20 protein-coding genes and 1 pseudogene are annotated in these 21,662 nt (G+C 60.3%); 15 read left to right on the top strand and 6 right to left on the bottom strand.

Annotated elements, in window-relative coordinates:
* Positions 1-106 precede the first annotated feature (106 nt).
* The 9 genes and pseudogenes from AB4N53_RS13160 (at position 107) to AB4N53_RS13120 (ending at position 10,720) form a co-directional block, all read left to right on the top strand.
* Complete coding sequence (locus AB4N53_RS13160; protein WP_016773529.1) at positions 107-838, top strand: response regulator; 732 nt, start codon at positions 107-109, stop codon at positions 836-838.
* Entirely contained in the window at positions 828-2,297 is a 1,470-nt protein-coding gene (locus AB4N53_RS13155) for an ATP-binding protein (protein ID WP_039758121.1), read from the top strand. The genes AB4N53_RS13160 and AB4N53_RS13155 overlap by 11 nt, the downstream gene beginning before the upstream one ends.
* A 207-nt stretch (positions 2,298-2,504) precedes the next feature.
* The gene (locus AB4N53_RS13150; RefSeq protein ID WP_460120958.1) at positions 2,505-3,764 is read left to right on the top strand and encodes a D-mannose isomerase; all 1,260 of its coding nucleotides are present in this window, start codon (positions 2,505-2,507) and stop codon (positions 3,762-3,764) included.
* A 118-nt stretch (positions 3,765-3,882) separates the two neighbouring features.
* Positions 3,883-5,184, top strand: a complete 1,302-nt coding sequence (locus tag AB4N53_RS13145; RefSeq protein ID WP_024014061.1) for an ABC transporter substrate-binding protein — start codon at positions 3,883-3,885, stop codon at positions 5,182-5,184.
* Positions 5,185-5,296: 112 nt separating this feature from the next.
* Entirely contained in the window at positions 5,297-6,205 is a 909-nt protein-coding gene (locus tag AB4N53_RS13140; protein ID WP_016773533.1) for a carbohydrate ABC transporter permease, read from the top strand.
* A pseudogene (locus AB4N53_RS13135) lies at positions 6,198-7,040 on the top strand (carbohydrate ABC transporter permease); the annotation flags it as partial. The gene AB4N53_RS13140 and the pseudogene AB4N53_RS13135, both read left to right, overlap by 8 nt.
* 6 nt (positions 7,041-7,046) lie before the next feature.
* Positions 7,047-8,207, top strand: coding sequence for an ABC transporter ATP-binding protein (locus AB4N53_RS13130; RefSeq protein ID WP_197892547.1), 1,161 nt, complete (start codon positions 7,047-7,049; stop codon positions 8,205-8,207).
* A gap of 193 nt (positions 8,208-8,400) precedes the next feature.
* Entirely contained in the window at positions 8,401-9,750 is a 1,350-nt protein-coding gene (locus tag AB4N53_RS13125; RefSeq protein ID WP_039758111.1) for a carbohydrate porin, read from the top strand.
* A 112-nt stretch (positions 9,751-9,862) separates the two neighbouring features.
* Positions 9,863-10,720, top strand: a complete 858-nt coding sequence (locus AB4N53_RS13120; protein ID WP_460120955.1) for a D-hexose-6-phosphate mutarotase — start codon at positions 9,863-9,865, stop codon at positions 10,718-10,720.
* Between the two features lie 143 nt (positions 10,721-10,863).
* Here the strand turns inward: AB4N53_RS13120 and AB4N53_RS13115 are convergent, their stop codons facing one another.
* Positions 10,864-11,013, bottom strand: a complete 150-nt coding sequence (locus AB4N53_RS13115; RefSeq protein WP_460145128.1) for a hypothetical protein — start codon at positions 11,011-11,013, stop codon at positions 10,864-10,866.
* 130 nt (positions 11,014-11,143) lie between these two features.
* Positions 11,144-12,004 carry a MurR/RpiR family transcriptional regulator gene (locus AB4N53_RS13110; protein WP_169842436.1) on the bottom strand — a complete coding sequence of 287 codons (861 nt, stop codon included), beginning with the start codon at positions 12,002-12,004 and terminating at the stop codon, positions 11,144-11,146.
* 226 nt (positions 12,005-12,230) lie between these two features.
* Here AB4N53_RS13110 and zwf point away from each other — a divergent pair, with 226 nt between their 5' ends.
* From zwf to AB4N53_RS13090, 4 genes are all read left to right on the top strand, one after another.
* Complete coding sequence (gene zwf / locus AB4N53_RS13105; protein WP_016773537.1) at positions 12,231-13,697, top strand: glucose-6-phosphate dehydrogenase; 1,467 nt, start codon at positions 12,231-12,233, stop codon at positions 13,695-13,697.
* Positions 13,684-14,397, top strand: coding sequence for a 6-phosphogluconolactonase (gene pgl, locus AB4N53_RS13100; RefSeq protein WP_460120953.1), 714 nt, complete (start codon positions 13,684-13,686; stop codon positions 14,395-14,397). Before zwf ends, pgl begins: the two co-directional genes overlap by 14 nt.
* A gap of 17 nt (positions 14,398-14,414) precedes the next feature.
* Positions 14,415-15,080 carry a bifunctional 4-hydroxy-2-oxoglutarate aldolase/2-dehydro-3-deoxy-phosphogluconate aldolase gene (locus AB4N53_RS13095; RefSeq protein WP_016773539.1) on the top strand — a complete coding sequence of 222 codons (666 nt, stop codon included), beginning with the start codon at positions 14,415-14,417 and terminating at the stop codon, positions 15,078-15,080.
* 170 nt (positions 15,081-15,250) lie between these two features.
* The gene (locus AB4N53_RS13090; protein ID WP_460120951.1) at positions 15,251-15,832 is read left to right on the top strand and encodes a peptidase associated/transthyretin-like domain-containing protein; all 582 of its coding nucleotides are present in this window, start codon (positions 15,251-15,253) and stop codon (positions 15,830-15,832) included.
* Here the strand turns inward: AB4N53_RS13090 and AB4N53_RS13085 are convergent.
* Positions 15,829-17,010, bottom strand: a complete 1,182-nt coding sequence (locus AB4N53_RS13085) for an aminotransferase class V-fold PLP-dependent enzyme (RefSeq protein WP_460120949.1) — start codon at positions 17,008-17,010, stop codon at positions 15,829-15,831. The genes AB4N53_RS13090 and AB4N53_RS13085 overlap by 4 nt on opposite strands.
* A gap of 30 nt (positions 17,011-17,040) precedes the next feature.
* Complete coding sequence (locus AB4N53_RS13080; protein ID WP_460120946.1) at positions 17,041-17,277, bottom strand: DUF3820 family protein; 237 nt, start codon at positions 17,275-17,277, stop codon at positions 17,041-17,043.
* Between the two features lie 206 nt (positions 17,278-17,483).
* Between AB4N53_RS13080 and AB4N53_RS13075 the strand changes: the two genes are divergently transcribed.
* On the top strand, positions 17,484-17,951 hold the full coding sequence (locus AB4N53_RS13075) for a ferritin-like domain-containing protein (RefSeq protein ID WP_460120944.1): 468 nt from the start codon (positions 17,484-17,486) through the stop codon (positions 17,949-17,951).
* A 126-nt stretch (positions 17,952-18,077) separates the two neighbouring features.
* On the opposite strand, the gene AB4N53_RS13070 is transcribed toward AB4N53_RS13075, so the two are convergent.
* Entirely contained in the window at positions 18,078-18,548 is a 471-nt protein-coding gene (locus AB4N53_RS13070; RefSeq protein WP_003227420.1) for a MaoC family dehydratase, read from the bottom strand.
* Positions 18,549-18,590: 42 nt separating this feature from the next.
* Entirely contained in the window at positions 18,591-19,535 is a 945-nt protein-coding gene (locus AB4N53_RS13065; RefSeq protein ID WP_460120941.1) for an alpha/beta hydrolase, read from the bottom strand.
* A 224-nt stretch (positions 19,536-19,759) separates the two neighbouring features.
* On the opposite strand from AB4N53_RS13065, the gene fadD2 reads away from it, so the two are divergent.
* Entirely contained in the window at positions 19,760-21,448 is a 1,689-nt protein-coding gene (fadD2, locus tag AB4N53_RS13060) for a long-chain-fatty-acid--CoA ligase FadD2 (protein WP_460120938.1), read from the top strand.
* The last annotated feature ends 214 nt before the right edge of the window (positions 21,449-21,662 follow it).

The following is a 21,662-nucleotide window of genomic DNA, read 5'->3' as shown; positions in this document are numbered from 1 at the left end:
ACCGATTCGCGAGCAGGCTCGCTCCCACAAGGGTTTCTGTAGTGTTTGTTAGTTTGATGCTTAAGGCATAATCCGCCCCAACTCCAACAACAAGGATGCCTTCGAAGTGAGCTCAGTCAACAAGTCGATATTGTTGGTCGATGACGACCAGGAAATACGCGAGTTGCTGGAAACCTACCTGACCCGTGCCGGGTTTCAGGTGCGGGCCACCGCCGATGGTGCCGGTTTTCGTCAGGCGCTCAACGAGGCGCCCAGCGATCTGGTGATCCTCGATGTCATGCTGCCCGACGAAGACGGTTTCAGCCTGTGCCGCTGGGTGCGCCAGCATCCGCGTCAGGCGCAGGTGCCGATCATCATGCTGACCGCCAGTTCCGACGAAGCCGACCGGGTGATCGGTCTGGAACTCGGCGCCGACGACTACCTCGGCAAACCGTTCAGCCCGCGCGAACTGCAAGCGCGGATCAAGGCCCTGCTGCGCCGCGCGCAATTCGCCCACGAACGCAGCGGCAGTGAAGTGCTGGTCTTCGACGACTGGCGCCTGGACACGGTCAGCCATCGGCTGTTCCACACCGACGGCGAGGAAGTGATTCTTTCCGGCGCCGATTTTGCTCTGCTGAAACTGTTCCTCGACCACCCGCAGCAAATCCTCGACCGCGACACCATCGGCAACGCCACGCGTGGCCGCGATCTGATGCCGCTCGATCGCATCGTCGACATGGCCGTCAGCCGTCTACGCCAACGCCTGCGCGACACCGAAAAACCGCCACGGCTGATCCGCACCGTGCGCGGCAGCGGTTATCAGTTGGCAGCCAATGTGGTTGCCGGCAATGCTCACTGAGGCGCTGCGCAAGTTCGCCAGCCGGGTGCCGGTGCCGCGCTCACTGCTCGGACGAATGCTGCTGCTGACCCTGCTGGCCGTGTTGTTCGCGCAGACGCTGTCGAGCGTGATCTGGGTGTCACAATTACGCGCCACTCAACTCGAAGGTCTGGTCACCAGCGCCCGTAGCCTGGCGCATTCGATGACCGCCAGCGTCAGCTATTTCCGTTCCTTGCCTGTGGCCTATCGGCCGCTGGTGCTCGATCAATTGCGCAGCATGGGCGGCACCCGGTTTGTCGTGACGCTCAATGACAAACCGCTGGGCATGGACGTGCTGCCGGTGACGCCGCGCAAGGCTGCGGTGATGCAGGCGGTGGACGAAGTGCTGCGCCAGTCTCTGGGGCATGACACGGATATTTCGGTGACCTTCGTCAGCCCCGAAGACCTGCGGATTTTCAACGCCGGGCTGAAGCTCGATGAGCTGCCGCGCTCGTGGGCGCATTACGCCCTGACCCTGGAACCGGTGAATCCGCCGGTGCTGGTCACGCAGATTCAAATGGCGCCGGGCGAGTGGTTGTACATCGCCTCTTTGCTGCCGGAGCCCTACACCAGTCTCGAAGAGCAAGGCCTGCCGGCGCAGCAGGTGTGGTTTATCGTCCTCACCAGCGGCTTTCTGTTGTTGTTCATCGGCCTGCTGGTGCACTGGCAGAGCCGGCCGCTCAAGCGTCTGGCGCGGGCGGCGCGGGATCTGTCGCTGGGCGCGGATGTCGAGCCGGTGGCGGAGGGCGGTGGCAGTGAAGTGGTTGAAGTCGGCCGCGCGTTCAACACCATGCGCGAACGCATCAGCCGCTACCTGACCGAGCGCAGCCAGTTGTTCAGCGCGATTTCCCACGACCTGCGCACGCCGATCACCCGCCTGCGCTTGCGCGTCGAACTGCTCGAAGACGAACAGCTGCAAGCCAAGTTCGGTCGTGATCTGGATGAGCTGGAGCTGCTGGTCAAAGGCGCGCTGCAATGCGTCAAGGACACCGACATCCACGAGAACATCGAGCCGGTGGATCTCAATCACGTCCTCGATTGTCTGGTCGAGCCTTACCTGGCGCCGAACGGCAATGGCCGCGTCACTCAGCATGGCCGCGCGCTGTCGGCATATCCGGGCAAACCACTGGCGCTCAAGCGCTGCATCGGCAACCTGATCGACAACGCCTTGAAGTACGGGCAGAACGCGCATCTGCACATCGATGACGATGACAGCGCGTTTGTTTTGCACGTCGACGACGAAGGCCCGGGCGTGCCGCAGCAGCGGTTGGAGCAAGTGTTCGAACCGCACTTCCGTTTGGCGGGGCAGCAGCAGGGCTACGGACTGGGTCTGGGCATCGCGCGCAATATTGCCCATAGCCATGGCGGCGAGGTGACGCTGCAGAATCTGCGTGAGGGTGGGTTGCGGGTGACGTTGCAGTTGCCGCGCTCGGTTGATTGAAGATCAAAAGATCGTCCGATCGCGGCCCGAGCCTTCGGCAGCTCCTACATTTGGAATGCATTTCCATGTAGGAGCTGCCGAAGGCTGCGATCTTTTGATTGTTGAAATGTAACGACTCAGTGACAAACCCCGTCCCCTTCGTTACAAGCCCGCCCCGACCCGTTGTTTAGACTGCCCGCAGTCCTAACAACAAAAAAGGGTCACTCCATGGACACCTTTCACCCAGACTTCAGCAGTTGGCTGAACGCTCCTGCCCACCAGCAATGGCTTGCTACCGAAGGCTTGCGTCTGCTGGAATTTGCCAAGGCTGCGAAGCTCCCCGAAGGTTTCGGCAACCTCGACGAGCGCGGCCGTTTGCCGGCGCACGCGCAAGCCGAAACCATGAACACCGCGCGCATGACCCACAGCTTCGCCATGGCCCACATTCAGGGCCTGCCGGGTTTTGCCGAACTGGTCGACCACGGTATCGCCGCGTTGCGCGGGCCATTGCGTGATGCGTTGCACGGCGGCTGGTTTGCGGTTGCCGAACATCGCGACGACAACACCGGCAAGAACGCCTACCTGCACGCCTTCGTCGCGCTCGCCGCCAGCTCTGCCGTGGTCGCGCAACGGCCCGGCGCCCAGGCATTGCTCGATGACGCGATCGACATCATCGACACTTATTTCTGGAGCGAAGAAGAGGGCGCCATGCGCGAATTCTTCAACCGCGACTGGAGCGAAGAAGAAGCCTATCGCGGCGCCAACAGCAACATGCACGCGACCGAAGCGTTCCTTGCGCTGGCCGATGTCAGCGAAGATCCGCGCTGGCTGGTGCGCGCCCAGCGCATCGTCGAACGGGTGATCCATGGCCACGCTGCGGCCAACGATTACATGGTCATCGAACACTTCGATCGCGACTGGCAACCGCTGCGCGAATATAACCACGACAACCCCGCCGACGGTTTCCGTCCTTATGGCACCACGCCGGGCCACGGTTTCGAGTGGGCGCGCTTGCTCCTGCATCTTGAAGCCGCGCGAGTGCAGGCCGGCATGCTCACGCCCGGCTGGCTGGCCCTGGATGCGCAAAAACTCTTCGAGAACAACTGTCGGCACGGCTGGGATGTCGATGGCGCGCCGGGCATTGTCTACACCCTCGACTGGGATAACCGGGCCGTCGTTCGCCATCGCCTGCACTGGACGCACGCCGAAGCCAGCGCCGCCGCCAGCGCCTTGCTCAAACGCACCGGCGACGCGCAATACGAAACCTGGTACCGGCTGTTCTGGGAATTCTGTGAGACGAATTTCATCGACCGTTGCAACGGCAGCTGGCATCACGAACTCAATCCGCAGAATGTGCCGAGTGCCGATATCTGGCCGGGCAAGCCCGATCTGTATCACGCCTGGCAGGCTGTACTGATTCCGCGATTGCCGCTGGCGCCGAGCATGGCCACGGCTTTGGCGCAGTTGTCCCGGCCTGCTCCTGTGTAACCATGTCGTGACATTTACGCGTCCCTTCGTTACCTGCGAAGCGAAACGCTCTGTTTAAACTCCGTGCAGCGCAAGCACCAGACTTGCAATGCATAACAACAAGAAAGGTACATTTCGAATGAATGCGATTTCTCGCCTCGCTACTGTCATTTCTGTCGCCTCCCTGTTCCCGCTCGCAATCCTGCCGCTCAGTGTCTCCGCTGCCGATTCCAAAGGTTCGGTCGAAGTCGTGCACTGGTGGACCTCCGGTGGCGAAAAAGCCGCTGTTGATGTGCTCAAGGCCCAAGTCGAAAAAGACGGTTTCACCTGGAAAGACGGCGCTGTCGCCGGTGGTGGCGGTGCGACTGCCATGACCGTGCTGAAAAGCCGCGCCGTTGCCGGCAACCCGCCTGGCGTTGCGCAGATCAAAGGCCCGGACATCCAGGAATGGGCGTCGACCGGTCTGCTCGACACCGACGTGCTGAAAGACGTCGCCAAGTCGGAAAAGTGGGACAGCCTGCTCGACAAGAAAGTCTCCGATACCGTGAAGTACGACGGTGATTACGTGGCCGTGCCGGTGAACATTCACCGCGTGAACTGGTTGTGGATCAACCCGGAAGTCTTCAAGAAAGCCGGCATCACCAAGAATCCAACCACCCTCGAAGAGTTCTACGCGGCTGGCGACAAGCTGAAAGCGGCGGGCTTCATTCCGCTCGCCCACGGCGGTCAGCCTTGGCAGGACAGCACCGTGTTCGAAGCCGTGGTGCTCTCGGTCATGGGTGTGGATGGTTACAAGAAAGCCCTGGTCGATCTCGACAACAAAGCGCTGACCGGCCCGGAAATGGTCAAGGCGCTGACTGAGCTGAAGAAAGTCGCGACCTACATGGACGCTGACGGCAAAGGCCAGGACTGGAACCTCGAAGCGGCCAAGGTCATCAACGGCAAGGCCGGCATGCAGATCATGGGTGACTGGGCCAAGTCCGAATGGACCGCCGCCAAGAAAGTCGCCGGCAAGGACTACGAGTGCGTAGCGTTCCCGGGCACCGACAAGGCGTTCACCTACAACATCGACTCGCTGGCCGTGTTCAAGCAGAAGGATGCCGGCACTGCGGCCGGTCAGCAGGACATCGCCAAAGTCGTGCTGGGTGAGAACTTCCAGAAAGTCTTCAGCATCAACAAAGGCTCGATCCCGGTTCGCAACGACATGTTGAACAACATGGACAAGCTCGGCTTCGACTCCTGCGCACAGACCGCTGCCAAGGATTTCCTCGCGGACGCCAAGTCCGGCGGCCTGCAACCAAGCATGGCGCACAACATGGCGACCACGCTGGCCGTGCAGGGCGCGTTCTTTGACGTAGTCACCAACTACATCAACGACCCGAAAGCCGACCCGGCCGATGCGGCGAAGAAACTCGGCGCGGCAGTTCAGTCAGCCAAATAGGCGCCTTGACGGCGAGCTGCAAGCTTCAAGCTGCAAGTTAAAGGCTTGCGCACTGCTGGTCTTGTAGCTTGCAGCTTGCAGCTGTTCTTCTCTTTCTTTTCTGGATTTCCCCATGAGTTCTGTTGCTGTGTTCAGCAAGGCCTCGCCGTTCGATGCATTGCAGCGCTGGCTACCGAAACTGGTGCTGGCGCCGAGCATGTTCATCGTGCTGGTGGGCTTCTATGGCTACATCCTGTGGACGTTCATTCTGTCGTTCACCACCTCGACCTTCCTGCCCAACTACAAGTGGGCCGGCCTGGCGCAATACGCGCGGTTGTTCGACAACGATCGCTGGTGGGTGGCGAGCAAGAACCTCGCCGTGTTCGGCGGCATGTTCATCGGCATCACTCTGGTGATCGGCGTGTTGCTGGCGGTGTTCCTCGACCAGCGCATTCGTCGCGAAGGCTTTATCCGCACCATTTACCTGTATCCGATGGCGCTCTCGATGATCGTCACCGGTACCGCATGGAAATGGCTGCTCAACCCGGGCATGGGCCTGGACAAATTGTTGCGTGACTGGGGCTGGGAAGGCTTCCGTCTGGACTGGCTGATCGACCCCGATCGCGTGGTCTACTGCCTGGTGATCGCCGCTGTGTGGCAAGCCTCGGGCTTCATCATGGCGATGTTCCTCGCCGGCCTGCGTGGCGTCGATCAATCGATCATCCGTGCCGCGCAGATCGACGGCGCGAGCATGCCGCGCATCTACTGGAAAGTCGTGCTGCCGAGCCTGCGTCCGGTGTTCTTCAGTGCGGTCATGATCCTGGCGCACATCGCGATCAAGAGCTTCGACCTCGTTGCGGCAATGACCGCCGGCGGCCCGGGTTATTCCTCCGACCTGCCAGCGATGTTCATGTATTCCTTCACCTTCAGTCGCGGCCAGATGGGCATGGGCTCGGCCAGTGCGATTCTGATGCTCGGTGCGATCCTCGCGATCATCGTGCCTTACCTGTATTCCGAGCTGAGGACCAAGCGTCATGACTAGTCTTGCTGCCAAACCCGCTATCAGCTTGAGCCGCATCGCGATCTACGCGGTGCTGATCTTCGCGGTGTTTCTCTATCTGGTGCCGCTGGTGGTCATGTTGCTGACCAGCTTCAAGACCCCGGAAGACATCAGCACCGGCAACCTGCTGAGCTGGCCGACCGTGGTCAGCGGCATCGGCTGGGTCAAGGCCTGGGCCACGGTTGACGGCTACTTCTGGAACTCGATCAAGATCACCGTACCGGCGGTAATCATCTCCACCGCCATCGGTGCGTTGAACGGTTACGTGCTGTCGATGTGGCGCTTTCGTGGTTCGCAGTTGTTCTTCGGTCTGCTGCTGTTCGGCTGCTTCCTGCCGTTCCAGACCGTGCTGCTGCCGGCCTCGTTCACCCTCGGCAAGATGGGCCTGGCGAGCACCACCACCGGCCTGGTCTTCGTCCATGTGGTCTACGGTCTGGCGTTCACCACGCTGTTCTTCCGCAACTACTACGTGAGCATTCCCGATGCGCTGGTCAAGGCTGCGCGACTGGATGGCGCGGGGTTTTTCACGATTTTCCGCCGCATCATTCTGCCGATGTCGACGCCGATCATCATGGTCTGCCTGATCTGGCAGTTCACCCAGATCTGGAACGACTTCCTCTTCGGGGTGGTGTTCTCCAGCGGTGATTCGCAACCGATCACCGTGGCGCTGAACAACCTGGTCAACACCAGCACCGGCGCCAAGGAATACAACGTGGATATGGCAGCGGCGATGATCGCCGGCCTGCCGACCCTGCTGGTCTATGTGGTCGCAGGCAAGTATTTCGTGCGCGGGCTGACGGCCGGCGCGGTCAAGGGGGTAATCATGGCTACGCTTGAACTTCGCAACGTAAACAAGACCTACGGGGCCGGCCTGCCGGACACCCTGAAGAACATTGAACTGTCGATCAAGGACGGTGAATTCCTGATTCTCGTCGGCCCGTCCGGCTGCGGCAAATCGACCTTGATGAACTGCATCGCCGGTCTGGAAACCATCACCGGCGGCGCGATCATGATCGGCGACCAGGATGTCAGCGGCATGAGCCCCAAGGATCGTGACATCGCCATGGTGTTCCAGTCCTACGCGCTGTACCCGACCATGAGCGTGCGCGAAAACATCGAGTTCGGCCTGAAGATCCGCAAGATGCCGCAGGCAGCGATCGACGAAGAAGTCGCCCGTGTGGCCAAGCTGTTGCAGATCGAACACCTGCTCAACCGCAAGCCGGGCCAGCTCTCCGGTGGTCAGCAACAGCGCGTGGCGATGGGCCGTGCCCTGGCGCGGCGTCCGAAGATCTATCTGTTCGACGAACCGCTGTCCAACCTCGACGCCAAGCTGCGCGTCGAGATGCGCACCGAAATGAAACTGATGCATCAGCGTCTGAAAACCACCACGGTCTACGTGACCCACGACCAGATCGAAGCAATGACGCTGGGCGACAAAGTGGCGGTGATGAAGGACGGGATCATTCAGCAGTTCGGCACGCCCAAAGACATCTACAACAACCCGGCCAACCTGTTCGTGGCGAGCTTCATCGGCTCGCCGCCGATGAACTTCATCCCCCTGCGTCTGCAGCGCAAGGACGGTCGTCTGCTGGCGCTGCTCGACAGCGGCCAGGCGCGCTGCGAATTGCCGATGAGCATGCAGGACGCCGGTCTCGAAGATCGCGAAGTGATCCTCGGCCTGCGCCCGGAGCAGATTGTTCTGGCCAGCGGCGAGGGCAATGGTCTGCCAAGCATCCGCGCGGAAGTGCAGGTCACCGAACCGACCGGTCCGGACACGCTGGTGTTCGTCAATTTGAATGACACCAAGGTCTGCTGCCGACTGGCGCCGGACGTGGCGCCGCAGGTGGGCGAAAGCCTGACGCTGCAGTTCGATCCATCGAAAGTGTTGTTGTTCGACGCCAATACCGGCGAGCGTCTGGGCACTGCCGGCCAACCGCAGACCGATGCGCGGTCTGCGAACGTCGCCCAGTTCAAGGGGCGCTGAGGAACAAATGTGGGAGCGAGCCTGCTCGCGAAAGCGGTCTGACATCCATCATTGATGTCGCCTGTTCCACCGCATTCGCGAGCAGGCTCGCTCCCACAAAGGAGCACGCAGTGCCCGGCCTGTCGAGCACTGCACTTTATGTAAACCGCGTTAGATAAAAACAGTTAATAACAATAAAGACGAGGATGTAGGGATGAAAAAGAAACACGTCAATGCCCGGTTGATCTGCCAGGTTTCAGCGGCAGCTGCACTGGTGCTGGCCGGTAATGCAATGGCGGCGGATGCGTTCAGCTCCGACTCCAAGTGGATGACCGGCGACTGGGGCGGCGAACGCACCAAGCTGATCGAGCAGGGTATCGACATCAAGGCCGACTACGTTGGTGAGATGGGCGCCAACCTGCACGGCGGCTATGACGACGACAAGACCGGGCGCTACAGCGACCAGTTCGGCCTCGGCGTGGCCCTCGACCTGCAGAAACTGTGGGGCTGGGACAACACGCAAGCGAAGATCCAGCTGACCAACCGTAACGGCTACAACATCTCCAACGACCGCGTTGGCGATCCGCGTGCCGGCACCCTCAGCTCCTCGCAGGAAGTCTACGGCCGTGGCCACATGGTGCGTCTGACCCAGTTGTGGATTCAGCACCAGTTCTTCGACAACAAGCTCGACGTCAAGGCCGGTTATTTCGGCGAAGGCGAAGACTTCAACACCTTCCCGTGCGATTTCCAGAACCTGGCGTTCTGCGGTTCGCAAGTGGGTAACTGGGCGACCAACATCTGGTACAACTGGCCCGTCAGCCAGGCCGCGATCCGTGTGAAGTACAACATCAACGACGAGCTCTACGCGCAAATCGGTGCGTACAACCAGAACCCGTCACAGCTGGAACACGGCAACGGCTTCAAGCTCAGCGGCAGTGGCACCAAGGGTACCGTTCTGCCGGTTGAATTGGTCTGGTCGCCGAAGGTCAACAGCCTGCCGGGCGAATACCGCGTCGGTTACTACAAGAGCACGGCCGATGCCGACGACGTTCGCGAAGACGTCAACGGTTTCGACGCGGCAACTACCGGTGACGCCTACAAATCGCACAACAGCAAAAGCGGTTACTGGTTCGTTGCTCAGCAGCAACTCACCAGCCACAACGGTGACGCGACTCGCGGCTTGAACATCGCCGCCAACGCGACCTTCCACGACAAGGACACCAACTTCATCGACAACTACCAGTCGGTGATGTTTGTCTACAAAGGCCCGTTCGATGCGCGTCCGAAGGATGACATCGGTATTGGCGCTGCACGTATCCACGTCAACAAGGACGTCAAGCGCAACGCTGAACTGCTGAACGCTTCCAACGGTGTGTCCGACTACGACAACGCCGCGTTCTCGCCAATTCGTGAAACCGAATACAACTACGAGCTCAACTACGGCTTCCACGTCACCAACTGGCTGACCGTGCGTCCGAACCTGCAATACATCACCCATCCGGGCGGTGTGGATGAAGTCGATAACGCTTTGGTCGCTGGCCTGAAAATTCAGTCTACGTTCTAACGCGTCTGCGATAAGCTCCTCTCTATGTGCGCATATTTGCGGACAGCCAAGGCTGTCCGCTTTTTTTGGGGCTGGCGCCGCCCGGTGAAAGTCGAGTTCAGGATCGTGGCAAATGCATGAGCATCCGCTACAACGCTTCTTCAAATCCCTGCGTGAACAACCGGTGTTCGCCTGGGAGCGCTATCAGATGCGCGACGTGCTGGTGATCGATCATCCGCTGTGTCAGGCGGTGTTCAGTCGGCAGGGTGCGCAGTTGCTGCACTTTCAGCCGCGTGGGCAGAAGCCGTGGTTGTGGTGCGCGGCGAAGTGGCCGCATGTCGGCGCGATTCGCGGTGGCGTGCCGGTGTGCTGGCCGTGGTATGGCCGTCATCCGAGCGAAAACGCCTGGCCGTCGCACGGTTGGGCGCGTCTGCTCGACTGGAAGTTGCTCGACAGCAACAGCGCCGAAGACGGCGTGCGCCTGCACTGGCAATTGCAACTGTGCGATTGGCAGGTCGACCTGCACGCGCATTTGGGCGAGCGCATGGAATTGCGCCTGAGCACCGAACATCAGGACGACATGCCGTGCCAGTTGAGCCAGGCTTTGCACGCTTACTGGCGTATTGGCGATGTCGGCGAGATAGCGCTGTCTGGGCTCGAAGGCGCGCAGGGTTACGACCAGTTGAATCGCCAGGTTTGCCAGCAGGAAGGTGAGTTGCGCGTGGAGGGCGGTTGTCAGCGGGTGTTTCAGCATGACGGTGAATTGCAGCTCAAGGATCACGCCTGGCAGCGCGAGTTGTGCATCGATACCGGTGACAGCGGCGACACCGTCGTCTGGCATCCCGGCGCGCGGCCGTTGCTGGGAGTGAGTTGGGACGAGATTTCCGAATTTGTCTGCGTGGAGGCAGCGGCGGGTGGCACCGACAGTCTGCACCTGGCGCCGGGGGAGAAGGCCCATTTGAGTTTGCAGGCGTGGGCTGCGGCCTGTTAGGTGGTGAGTCGGCTGACGCCTTCGCGAGCAAGCCCGCTCCCACACTGGATCTTCAGTGAACATTGAATTTGTGTTCAAAATAGATTCCCTGTGGGAGCGGGCTTGCTCGCGAAGAGGGCGGATCAGTCAGCCGAGATTCCGGATCAATTGAATTCGTCACCCACCGGATACCGGCTGGCATTCAAACTCTCTTTGATCTTGCGCAGATGCGGCTGGAAATCCACGCCACGGCGCAGGGTCATTCCCGTTGCCAGCACATCCAGCACCGTTAACTGAATGATCCGCGAGGTCATCTTCCGGCAGCGGAATGTTCAGGCTCCCACACTGGATCTTCAGTGAACATTGAATTTGTGTTCAAAACAGATTCCCTGTGGGAGCGGGCTTGCTCGCGAAGAGGGCGGATCAGTCAGCCGAGATTCCGGATCAATTGAATTCGTCACCTACCGGATACCGGCTGGCATTCAAACTCTCTTTGATCTTGCGCAGATGCGGCTGGAAATCCACGCCACGGCGCAGGGTCATTCCCGTTGCCAGCACATCCAGCACCGTTAACTGAATGATCCGCGAGGTCATCGGCATATAGATGTCGGTGTCCTCCGGCAGCGGAATGTTCAGGCTCAGGGTACTGGCCTTGGCCAGTGGGGAATTTTCCGCAGTCAGGCCCAAAACCGAAGCGCCGTTCTCCCGGGCGATCCGCGCCACTTCCACCAGCTCACGGGTGCGCCCGGTATAAGAAATGATCACGAACAGTTCCCCGGTGTGCGCCACCGAGGCAATCATCCGCTGCATCAGCACATCGGCATGCGCGGTGACCGCAAGGTTGAAGCGGAAGAACTTGTGCTGCGCATCGAGCGCCACCGGGGCTGAAGCGCCGAGGCCGAAGAAGTGGATCTGCCGCGCCTGGATCAACAGGTCGACGGCGCGGCTGATCAGATTCGGGTCCAACGCCTGGCAGGCGCTGTCCAGGGATGCGATGGCGCTGCCGAAAATTTTCTGCGTGTAGGCCTCGGGATTGTCGTCGGCTTCGACCGCACGGCTGACGTACGCCGCGCCACTGGCCAGGCTCTGCGCCAATTGCAGCTTGAGCTCGGGATAGCCGCTGACGCCGAACGAACGGCAGAAACGGTTGACCGTCGGTTCGCTCACCGAGGCGGCCTGGGCGAGGGCGGCGATGCTGAAGCGGGTGGCCTGCTGCGGGTTGAGCAGGATCACCTCGGCGACCTTACGTTCGGCCTTGTTCAGCTCTTCAAGGCGACTCTGGATCTGTTCCAGTAAATTTCGCACGCGGTCCATATGGAATTCCTGATTCACCGACGCAGAGTTGCGTCGGGCTATGCAAATTGGGCCTTTGATATGGCCCGTGACGGTGGCCTATCCTACTGATGCGTCCGGGCGACCACCACTCGGATTGAGTATTCTGCGAAAATGTTGTGGTTATTACTACATTTTCCCTTGAGTGATGCCTTGAAAAAAGGTATTTGTAGCTTAACTTGATAAAAGAACAAACATCATGCCTTCCATTACGGTTGAACCGTGCACCTTTGCCTTGTTCGGCGCGCTTGGCGATCTGGCCCTGCGCAAGCTGTTTCCTGCCCTCTATCACCTTGACGGTGCCGATCTGCTGCACGAGGACACGCGCATCATCGCGCTGGCCCGTGAGCCCGGCAGCGAGCAGCAGCACATGGCGTTCATCGCCGCCGAATTGCGCCGTTACGTCGGCAAAGAGCTGAACGAAACCGTGGCCGAGCGCTTTCTCGCGCGCCTGACCTATCTGCACGTCGACTTCCTCAAGGCTGAAGATTACGTAGCGCTGGCGGAGCTGGCTGGCAGCAGCCAGCGCATGATTGCCTACTTCGCCACTCCGGCGGCGGTGTACGGCGCCATCTGCGAGAACCTCGAGAAAGTCGGTCTGGCCGAAAATACTCGGGTGGTGCTGGAAAAACCGATCGGCTCTGACCTGGAGTCGTCGCGCAAGGTCAACGACGCGGTGGCGCAGTTCTTTCCGGAAGACCGCACTTACCGCATCGACCACTACCTGGGCAAAGAGACCGTTCAGAACCTGATCGCCCTGCGTTTCGCCAACAGCCTGTTCGAAACCCAGTGGAACCAGAACTACATTTCCCACGTGGAAATCACCGTGGCCGAGAAGGTCGGCATCGAAGGCCGCTGGGGCTATTTCGACAAGGCCGGCCAACTGCGCGACATGATCCAGAATCACCTGTTGCAGCTGCTCTGCCTGATTGCCATGGACCCGCCGGCCGACCTGTCCGCCGACAGCATCCGTGACGAGAAAGTGAAAGTGCTCAAGGCGCTGGCGCCGATCAGCCCGGAAGGCCTGACCACACAAGTGGTGCGCGGCCAGTACATTGCCGGCCACAGCGAAGGCAAATCCGTTCCGGGTTACCTCGAAGAACCGAACTCCAACACTCAGAGCGATACCGAAACCTTCGTCGCCCTGCGTGCCGACATCCGCAACTGGCGCTGGGCCGGCGTGCCCTTCTACCTGCGTACCGGCAAGCGTATGCCGCAGAAGCTGTCGCAGATCGTCATCCACTTCAAGGAACCGTCGCACTACATCTTCGCCCCTGAGCAGCGTCTGCAGATAAGCAACAAACTGATCATCCGCCTGCAACCGGATGAAGGTATTTCCTTGCGCGTGATGACCAAGGAGCAGGGCCTGGACAAGGGCATGCAACTGCGCAGCGGCCCGCTGCAACTGAATTTCTCCGACACCTGGCGTAGCGCGCGGATCCCCGATGCCTATGAGCGGTTGTTGCTGGAAGTGATGAACGGCAATCAGAACCTGTTTGTCCGTAAAGATGAAATCGAAGCCGCGTGGAAGTGGTGTGACCAGCTGATCGCCGGGTGGAAGAAATCCGGTGACGCGCCCAAGCCGTATGCGGCCGGGTCGTGGGGGCCGATGAGCTCCATTGCATTGATCACGCGGGACGGGAGGTCGTGGTATGGCGATATCTGAAGTGCAACTGCCGGCGGGCGTGACTGCCCGCGAATTCAACAGCCCGGTGCTGCTCGCCGAAGGTCTGGCGCTGAACGTCGCCAAGCAACTGAGCGACGCCATTGCGGCACGCGGCAACGCGGTGCTCGTGGTGTCCGGCGGACGCAGCCCGGTGGCGTTTTTCCAGCACCTGGCCAAGCAGGAGCTGGACTGGTCGAAGGTCGTGATTACCCTGGCCGACGAGCGTTGGGTGCCCGTCGAGCACGCCGACAGCAATGCCGGCTTGCTCAAGCAGTATCTGCTCAAAGGCCCGGCTGCCAAGGCGCAGTTCCTCAGCCTCTACAGCGCGGCGGCCAACGTCGAGCAGGCTGCTGAACAGGCCGATCGTCTGCTCGGCGAACTGCCGCCGATCGATGTGCTGGTGCTGGGCATGGGCGATGACGGTCACACCGCTTCGCTGTTCCCCGACAGCCCGAACCTCGCAGCAGCCCTGCAAGCCGATGGCACGCGCCGTTGCTGGCCGATGCTGGCGCCCAGCGTGCCACGTCAGCGCCTGACCATGAGCCGTGCGCTGCTGGCCTCGGCCCGGCACAAGATTCTGTCGATTTCCGGTCAATCGAAACTGACCACCCTGAATGCCGCGCTGGCATCCGATGACGTCGCGGCCATGCCGGTGCGCGCGTTTCTGCAACCTACGTTAGAGATTTACTGGTGCCCATGAGCCAAGGAACAGCCGCTATGACAACCCCATCCCCGACCGTTTCCATGGCGGACAAAGTTGCCCTGATCGACAGTCTCTGCGCCAAGGCGCGGATTCTGCCGGTGATCACCATCGCCCGCGAACAGGACGTGCTGCCACTGGCTGACGCCCTTGCCGCTGGTGGCCTGACCGCGCTGGAAGTGACCCTGCGTTCGCAGTTCGGCCTTAAAGCGATCCAGATCCTGCGCGAACAGCGCCCGGAATTGATGACCGGTGCCGGCACCGTGCTCGATCGCAACATGCTCGCGGCGGCGGAAGCGGCAGGCTCGCAATTCATTGTCACCCCGGGCATCACCCGCGACCTGCTCGAAGCCAGCGTCGACAGCCCGATTCCGCTGTTGCCGGGCATCAGCAACGCCTCGGGGATCATGGAAGGCTACGGCCTGGGCTATCGCCGCTTCAAGCTGTTCCCGGCGGAAGTCAGCGGTGGCGTGGCGGCAATCAAGGCGCTCGGCGGCCCGTTCGGCGAAGTGAAATTCTGCCCGACTGGCGGCGTCGGCCCGGCCAACATCAAGAGCTACATGGCGCTGAAAAACGTCATGTGCGTGGGCGGTAGCTGGATGCTTGATCCGGAGTGGATCAAGAACGGCGACTGGGCCCGCATTCAGGAATGCACCGCCGAAGCCCTGGCGCTGCTGGACTGATTGTTACCTGACACTTCGTTGTGTGCTTTACGGCTTTATGGTGCGCTTGGTCGGCGCACCTTTTTTTTGCGCTGAAAAAAGAGCCGGTACACGCCGCGATACATAGTTACTGCACGCTGGCTTTTTCACGGAGTTAACCTGCGTTCATCTTATGGAAGAGAGAACGCCTCATGGACGACTTTCAGTCTCTGACCCTTACGCCACAATCTCCTTATCAACCGAAGCCGCTAATCCCTGGCCGTGCCGATTGGCCTGCAGCCGAACCTGAGGTGCGCAATATCAGTCAGGGTGTCCAAGGCCTGCCGCTGATCCTGCGTCTGTCGCTGGTCGATGCGATGACCAGCGAGCCGGTCATCGGCGCGCTGGTGCGCATTCAACAGCGTGTCGATGGCGACATCAGCCTGGGCGGCAGTCAATCGACTGACAGCCATGGCATCGTCCGTTTCACCAGTGTCTATGCCGATCGACCGGCGCACGGCGCTGCTTGCCTGAAGCTGAACGTATTCATTCCCGGCGACGAAGCAGGCGCACAAGTTCACCACGAGGCTTGGGCCGGCACCTTGCATTTGCCCGGCCGCTGCGGCTGTGAAGCTGCCGCCGAGGACGCCTTGCGGTTGGTTTTGCAGCCGATCGCCGGCGCCGATCTTGAAGACGGTGCCTTCGCCTGCCAGACGCTCGGCATCGACACCTTCGCCGTGTCGTCGCAGCTGGGTCTTGAAGGCTACGAAAAAAACTTCGGTGCGCGGTTCTAGCGCAGTTGGTCCAGCGCCCGAACCAACTGCTCAATCTCGTTAACCGTGGTAGTCAGCCCCGGGGTTATGCGAATGCACGGCCCGCACGCGGCGCCGGTGCGCACCACGGTGAACAGGTTGAACTCGCTGAGCAGACGCTCGGCCATGACCTGCTGATCGGCATGCCGGGTGAAGCGCAGCGCGGTGATCGCGCAATACAGTTGCGGATCATCCGGCGTCAGCACTTCGATGCCAGGCAGGTGCCGCACGGCGCTGACCCACAGGCTGCGCAGGTAATTCAGGCGTGCGCCCTTGGCAGCAGCGCCGCCGAGGGCGTCGTGCTCTTCGAACACCAGTGGCAAGGTCATCAGCGCCGGGATGTTCGGCGTGCTGTACGAGGTCCGCGCGCGAATATCGGTGAGCGGATAATGCATCTCGCCCATGTCGGGATCGATGTCGGCCAAGCGCTGCGGTGAGATGTAAATGAAACCAAGCGTCAGCGGCGCGCCGATCCACTTGTGCAGGTTGTAACCGGCGAACGCGATGCCCAACGCTTGCAGATCGAATTCGATCTGGCCGAGGGCGTGGGCACCGTCGAGGATGATGTCGACGCCATGCTCTTTGGCCAATGCGGCGATGGCCTGCACCGGCATGACCAGTCCGGTGCGGTGAGTGACATGGGTCAGGGCCATCAGTTTCAGTTTCGGGTGGCGGACAAAAGCCTCGCGGTAGCTTTGCAGCAGGCTGTCAACGCTGGCCGGATGTCGGTGGACAATCTCGATGACCTCAACGCCACGCTGTTTCGCCAGCCAGCGCATGGCGCCCTTGACCGTGTCGTACTCGAGGTCGCAGATCAGCACCTGATCGCCCGGTTGCAGGCGATTGTAATTGCGGATCAGCGATTGCAGGCCTTCGGTGGCGTTGCGCGTCAGGGCTACGCTTTGCGCGCGTACGCCAATCAGCTCGGCCAGTTGCGCGCGGATCTCAAGATTGTCGTGCTGCTCAAAGCGTTGCCGCGCATAAATCGAGTTGCTGGTGTTGATCAGCTCGATGTTGCGCTGGTACTCCTCGATCACCGTGCGCGACATGCGTGCGAAGTAACCGTTTTCCAGATTGACCGGGCCGGGCTGCACATCGTATCGGTCGGCAAAGGTTTGCCAGAAGGCTTCGTCACGGGCGCGGCGGGTGTTGTCAGGCATGGTCGGCAAGGCTCAAGAGGGAAGGGCGCGTCAGTGGCGCGGGGCGGGTTTGCCGTGTTTGGTGCGCAGCGGTTCGAGCAGGTCGGACAGGCCGTTGTGGTCGATCTCCTGCATCAACGCCAACAGGCCACCGAGTTCACCGTGGGGAAAGCCTTCACGGGCGAACCAGTTCAGATAGGGGCCAGGCAAGTCGGCAATGATTCGGCCTTTGTATTTGCCGAAAGGCATCTCGCGGGTGATCAGCAGTTCGAGTTTTTCCGGATTCATCAGCGCGCTTCGTTGGTTTTCAGATCAGTCTGGAAAATACAGGCATTCTGCATGCAGGCCAAATGACAGATCATGCAAAAAACCAGCATTCAGTTGGTTCAATCTTTCGTAAGTTATTGAATTTAAACGATTAATCTATGAAAGCGAAGCTGGCACGCACACTGCAATATCCCTTGCATCTTCAACCCATCGCAAGGAATTGAAAAATGACCGACATGAATAAAGAAGCCATTTCTGTACTCAACGACCTGATTGAAACCTGCAAGGACGGTCAGGAAGGGTTCAAGACTTGCGCCGAAGACATCAAGCACCCAGAACTGAAAACCCTGTTCGTGCAGCGCTCTGCCGATTGCGCCACCGCAGCGGCCGAGCTGCAGGCTCAGGTACGTTCGCTGGGCGGTGATCCGGAAACTTCGACCAGTGTTGCCGGTGATCTGCACCGTCGCTGGGTCGATGTAAAATCCATGTTCACCGGCAAAGACGAAGAGGCTGTGCTGAACGAAGCCGAGCGCGGTGAAGACCATGCCCTGAAGGCTTACAAGGAAGCGCTGGAAAAAATCAGCAAGCACAATCTTGTGGGTATTCGTGACCTGGTTGAGCGTCAGTACCACGGTGTACAACGCAACCACGACCAGGTGAAAGCCCTGCGTAACCAGGCGCGTGCAAAGTCTTAAGCTGCACTGAAACAACTGTGGGAGCGGGCTTGCTCGCGAAGAGGTAGTGTCAGCAACATCTTCGTTGCGGGACGCACCGCATTCGCGAGCAAGCCCGCTCCCACATTCGTTATGTGTCCTCGATAATCAACCGATACTGATCGCCGGCAATGTCGGCAACGTCACCGTCTGCTGTTTGCGTGGCGCGAGAATTTCCGCCTCGCCATCCACCACCAACTCATCACGCTGATTGAATACGCGAGTGGCAATGCGCACGCGGAATTTCGGCAGCTTCTCCAGAATCTCCAGACGCACTGTCAGCGTATCGCCGATCTTCACTGGCTTCTGAAAGCTCATCTGCTGACCGATATAAATGGTGCCCGGCCCTGGCAATTCGCAGGCAACGGCGGCGCTGATCAGCGCACCGCTGAACATGCCGTGTGCAATGCGTTCCTTGAACATGCTGGCTGCGGCAAACTCGGCGTCCAGGTGCACCGGGTTGTGGTCGCCCGACATCGCGGCGAACAACTGTATGTCGCGCTCTTCGACAGTCTTGCTGTAGCTGGCGGTCTGGCCGACTTCGAGGGCTTCGTAAGGGATGTTGGTTACCTGGGTCATCGGTTTTGATTCCTGTGACGGATTCAGTGAATCCACAAAAAATTATTCGCTGCGCTGCGGGCGCCGGTGGCTCAGGGCCTGATCGATCCAGGCGAGCACATCAGCGGTCACTTCGTCGCGATTGCTTTCATTGAACAATTCGTGCCGGGCCTGCGGGTAGATCTTCAGTTGCAGATGCTGGCTGCCGGCCCTGCGCAAGGCATTGGCCAGATCTGTCAGACGCTTGCCCTCGCTCACCGGATCACATTCGCCGCCGATCACCAGCAGCGGCAGGCCCGGATCGATCTGCGCGAGATTGGACGCTTTGCTGATTTGCTGCAAGCCGCCGAGCAGGTCGATCCACAGCTGATTGGTGCAGCGAAAGCCGCACAGCGGGTCGCCGGCGTACTTGTCGACCTCGGCCGGATCGCGGCTTAGCCAGTCGAAACGGGTGCGCACCGGTTTGAATTTATTGTTGAACGAGCCGAACGACAGCCACTCGATCAACGCGCTGCGGCCCTTGCCGCCCTGGCGCAGTTTTTCCAGCCGGGCAATCTGCCGCGCGGCGCGATAGAGGGCCACTGGCTGGTAATTCGAACCGCTGAGAATCGCCCCGTGCAGGCTGGCGCTGTGGTGCAGCAGATAGGCCTGGGCGATGTAGCTGCCCATGCTGTGGCCGAGCAGGATGATCGGCACGCCGGGATGCTGCTGGCCGATGTGCTGGTTGAGGCTGGCCAGATCGCCAACGACCTTGCACCAGCCATCGTCGTCGGCGAAATGGCCAAGGGTGCCGTTGTCAGCGGTGCGGCCATGGCCGCGCAGATCCGGGGCGTAGACGCCATAGTCTTTGTCGCAAAACGTGTCAGCGAGGCGGGCGTAGCGAGCGCTGTGTTCGGCCATGCCATGAGCGAGAAGAATCACCGCTTTCAATGGCGTGGCCGGCAGCCAGCGGTTGACGTACAGGCGGCTGCGGTCACTCGCGTCCAGCCAGAAGGTGTCGTGGGTCATGGCGATTCCTTTGCTCAGCATCGCCACAGTGTATAGCGCGTCTGATCAGCCTACGCCACGGCAGGAAGATTCACGCGATCAATGAGGGCTTGCGTCATATTTGCCTCAATGGCCATAGCTGCTAGTGTCCGTGAAGCTCCGCTTTGTGCTTTTTGCCTTCAATGGACGAAGCAGAAACGACAGAAGCGGCTCCCGGATCGGCTCAGGTAAAGAGGACAAGAACAATGCAACCTGATTTCTGGAATGACAAACGCCCGGCCGGCGTACCGCTGGACATCGACATGGGCGAGTTCAAGTCGGTCATCGAAGTGTTTGAGCGTTCCTGCAAGAAATTCGCTGACCGCCCGGCGTTCAGCAGCATGGGCATCAGCCTGACCTACGCCGAACTCGAGCGTCAGAGCGCGGCATTCGCCGGTTACCTGCAGGCCCATACCGATCTGGTGCCGGGGGATCGCATTGCGGTGCAGATGCCCAACGTTCTGCATTATCCGATTGCCGTGTTCGGCGCCCTGCGCGCCGGGCTGATCGTGGTTAATACCAATCCGTTGTACACGCCACGGGAAATGCGCCACCAGTTCAAGGATTCCGGCGCACGCGCGCTGGTCTACCTGAATCTGTTCGGGCAGAAAGTCCAGGAAGTGCTGCCCGACACCGATATCCAATACCTGATCGAAGCGAAGATGGGCGACCTGATGCCCACCGCCAAAGGCTGGCTGGTCAACACCGTGGTCAGCAAAGTGAAGAAACTGGTGCCCGAGTATTCGCTGCCGCAAGCGACCTCGTTCAAAAGCGCGCTGCGCATGGGGCGTGGTCTGGGCATCAAGCCGCTGAACGTCGGCCTCGATGACATCGCCGTGCTGCAATACACCGGCGGCACCACCGGCCTGGCCAAGGGCGCGATGCTCACCCACGGCAATCTGGTGGCGAACATGCAGCAGGTGCGCGCCTGTCTGGCTCAGCTCGGCCCGGATGGCCAGCCGCTGTTGCGCGAAGGCCAGGAAGTGATGATTGCACCGCTGCCGCTGTACCACATCTATGCCTTCACCGCGAATTGCATGTGCATGATGGTGTCGGGCAACCACAACGTACTGATCTCCAATCCACGCGACATCGCCGGCTTCATCAAGGAACTGAAGAACTGGCGTTTCTCGGCGCTGCTGGGTTTGAACACCTTGTTCGTTGCGCTGATGGATCATCCCGACTTCAAGACCCTGGATTTCTCCAGCCTGAAGCTGACCAACTCCGGCGGCACTGCACTGGTCAAGGCCACCGCCGAGCGCTGGGAGCAGATGACCGGTTGCCGTATCACCGAAGGCTACGGCCTGACCGAAACCTCGCCAGTGGCCTGCACCAACCCCTACGGCGATCAGTCGCGCCTGGGCACTGTCGGCCTGCCGGTGCCGGGCACGCTGGTGAAAATCATCAACGATGACGGCGTCGAACAGCCACTGGGCGAGCGCGGCGAGCTGTGCATCAAGGGCCCGCAGATCATGAAGGGCTACTGGAACAAACCCGAGGCCACCGCCGAAGTGCTGGATGCCGAAGGCTGGTTCAAGTCCGGCGACATCGCCGTGATCGACCCGGACGGTTTTGTCCGCATCGTTGATCGCAAGAAGGACATGATCATCGTCTCCGGCTTCAACGTATACCCCAACGAAATCGAAGACGTGGTCATGGCCCACCCGAAAGTCGCCAACTGCGCGGTGATCGGTGTGCCGGACGAGCGCTCGGGGGAGGCGGTGAAGCTGTTTGTCGTGGCGCGGGAAACCGGCGTCAGCCTGGAAGAGCTGAAGGCTTACTGCAAAGAGAATTTCACCGCCTACAAGGTGCCGAAACACATCGTGCTGCGTGAGTCGTTGCCGATGACGCCTGTAGGGAAAATTCTGCGGCGCGAGTTGCGGGATATCGCCTAGGCCTGAACCGCAGCGTTTGTGACATTCGCGAGCAGGCTCGCTCCCACAGGTATAGATGTTTTCCGTGGGAGCGAGCCTGCTCGCGAATCTTTTGTGCCCGCTGAATTCGGGGGTTGCAGGGACTTATAGGATTTTTGCTCTAAAATGACCGCTGGTAAGTCTTGAGTCATAAATATGACTGTAGGGCCCACGTTTGGCTCTGGTCGACCCTTGG

This window comes from Pseudomonas sp. H3_E04 (assembly GCF_054668915.1).
This window is presented reverse-complemented; position numbering and strand designations above follow the sequence as displayed.

Coding starts and splice junctions, on each gene's coding strand:
- pgl (WP_460120953.1), top strand. CDS start 13,684: ATGGCGATATCTGAAGTGCAACTGCCGGCGGGCGTGACTGCCCGCGAA.
- AB4N53_RS13155 (WP_039758121.1), top strand. CDS start 828: ATGCTCACTGAGGCGCTGCGCAAGTTCGCCAGCCGGGTGCCGGTGCCG.
- AB4N53_RS13090 (WP_460120951.1), top strand. CDS start 15,251: ATGGACGACTTTCAGTCTCTGACCCTTACGCCACAATCTCCTTATCAA.
- AB4N53_RS13145 (WP_024014061.1), top strand. CDS start 3,883: ATGAATGCGATTTCTCGCCTCGCTACTGTCATTTCTGTCGCCTCCCTG.
- fadD2 (WP_460120938.1), top strand. CDS start 19,760: ATGCAACCTGATTTCTGGAATGACAAACGCCCGGCCGGCGTACCGCTG.
- AB4N53_RS13150 (WP_460120958.1), top strand. CDS start 2,505: ATGGACACCTTTCACCCAGACTTCAGCAGTTGGCTGAACGCTCCTGCC.
- AB4N53_RS13130 (WP_197892547.1), top strand. CDS start 7,047: ATGGCTACGCTTGAACTTCGCAACGTAAACAAGACCTACGGGGCCGGC.
- AB4N53_RS13075 (WP_460120944.1), top strand. CDS start 17,484: ATGACCGACATGAATAAAGAAGCCATTTCTGTACTCAACGACCTGATT.
- zwf (WP_016773537.1), top strand. CDS start 12,231: ATGCCTTCCATTACGGTTGAACCGTGCACCTTTGCCTTGTTCGGCGCG.
- AB4N53_RS13065 (WP_460120941.1), bottom strand. CDS start 19,535: ATGACCCACGACACCTTCTGGCTGGACGCGAGTGACCGCAGCCGCCTG.
- AB4N53_RS13085 (WP_460120949.1), bottom strand. CDS start 17,010: ATGCCTGACAACACCCGCCGCGCCCGTGACGAAGCCTTCTGGCAAACC.
- AB4N53_RS13080 (WP_460120946.1), bottom strand. CDS start 17,277: ATGAATCCGGAAAAACTCGAACTGCTGATCACCCGCGAGATGCCTTTC.
- AB4N53_RS13095 (WP_016773539.1), top strand. CDS start 14,415: ATGACAACCCCATCCCCGACCGTTTCCATGGCGGACAAAGTTGCCCTG.
- AB4N53_RS13070 (WP_003227420.1), bottom strand. CDS start 18,548: ATGACCCAGGTAACCAACATCCCTTACGAAGCCCTCGAAGTCGGCCAG.
- AB4N53_RS13120 (WP_460120955.1), top strand. CDS start 9,863: ATGCATGAGCATCCGCTACAACGCTTCTTCAAATCCCTGCGTGAACAA.
- AB4N53_RS13115 (WP_460145128.1), bottom strand. CDS start 11,013: ATGACCTCGCGGATCATTCAGTTAACGGTGCTGGATGTGCTGGCAACG.
- AB4N53_RS13125 (WP_039758111.1), top strand. CDS start 8,401: ATGAAAAAGAAACACGTCAATGCCCGGTTGATCTGCCAGGTTTCAGCG.
- AB4N53_RS13140 (WP_016773533.1), top strand. CDS start 5,297: ATGAGTTCTGTTGCTGTGTTCAGCAAGGCCTCGCCGTTCGATGCATTG.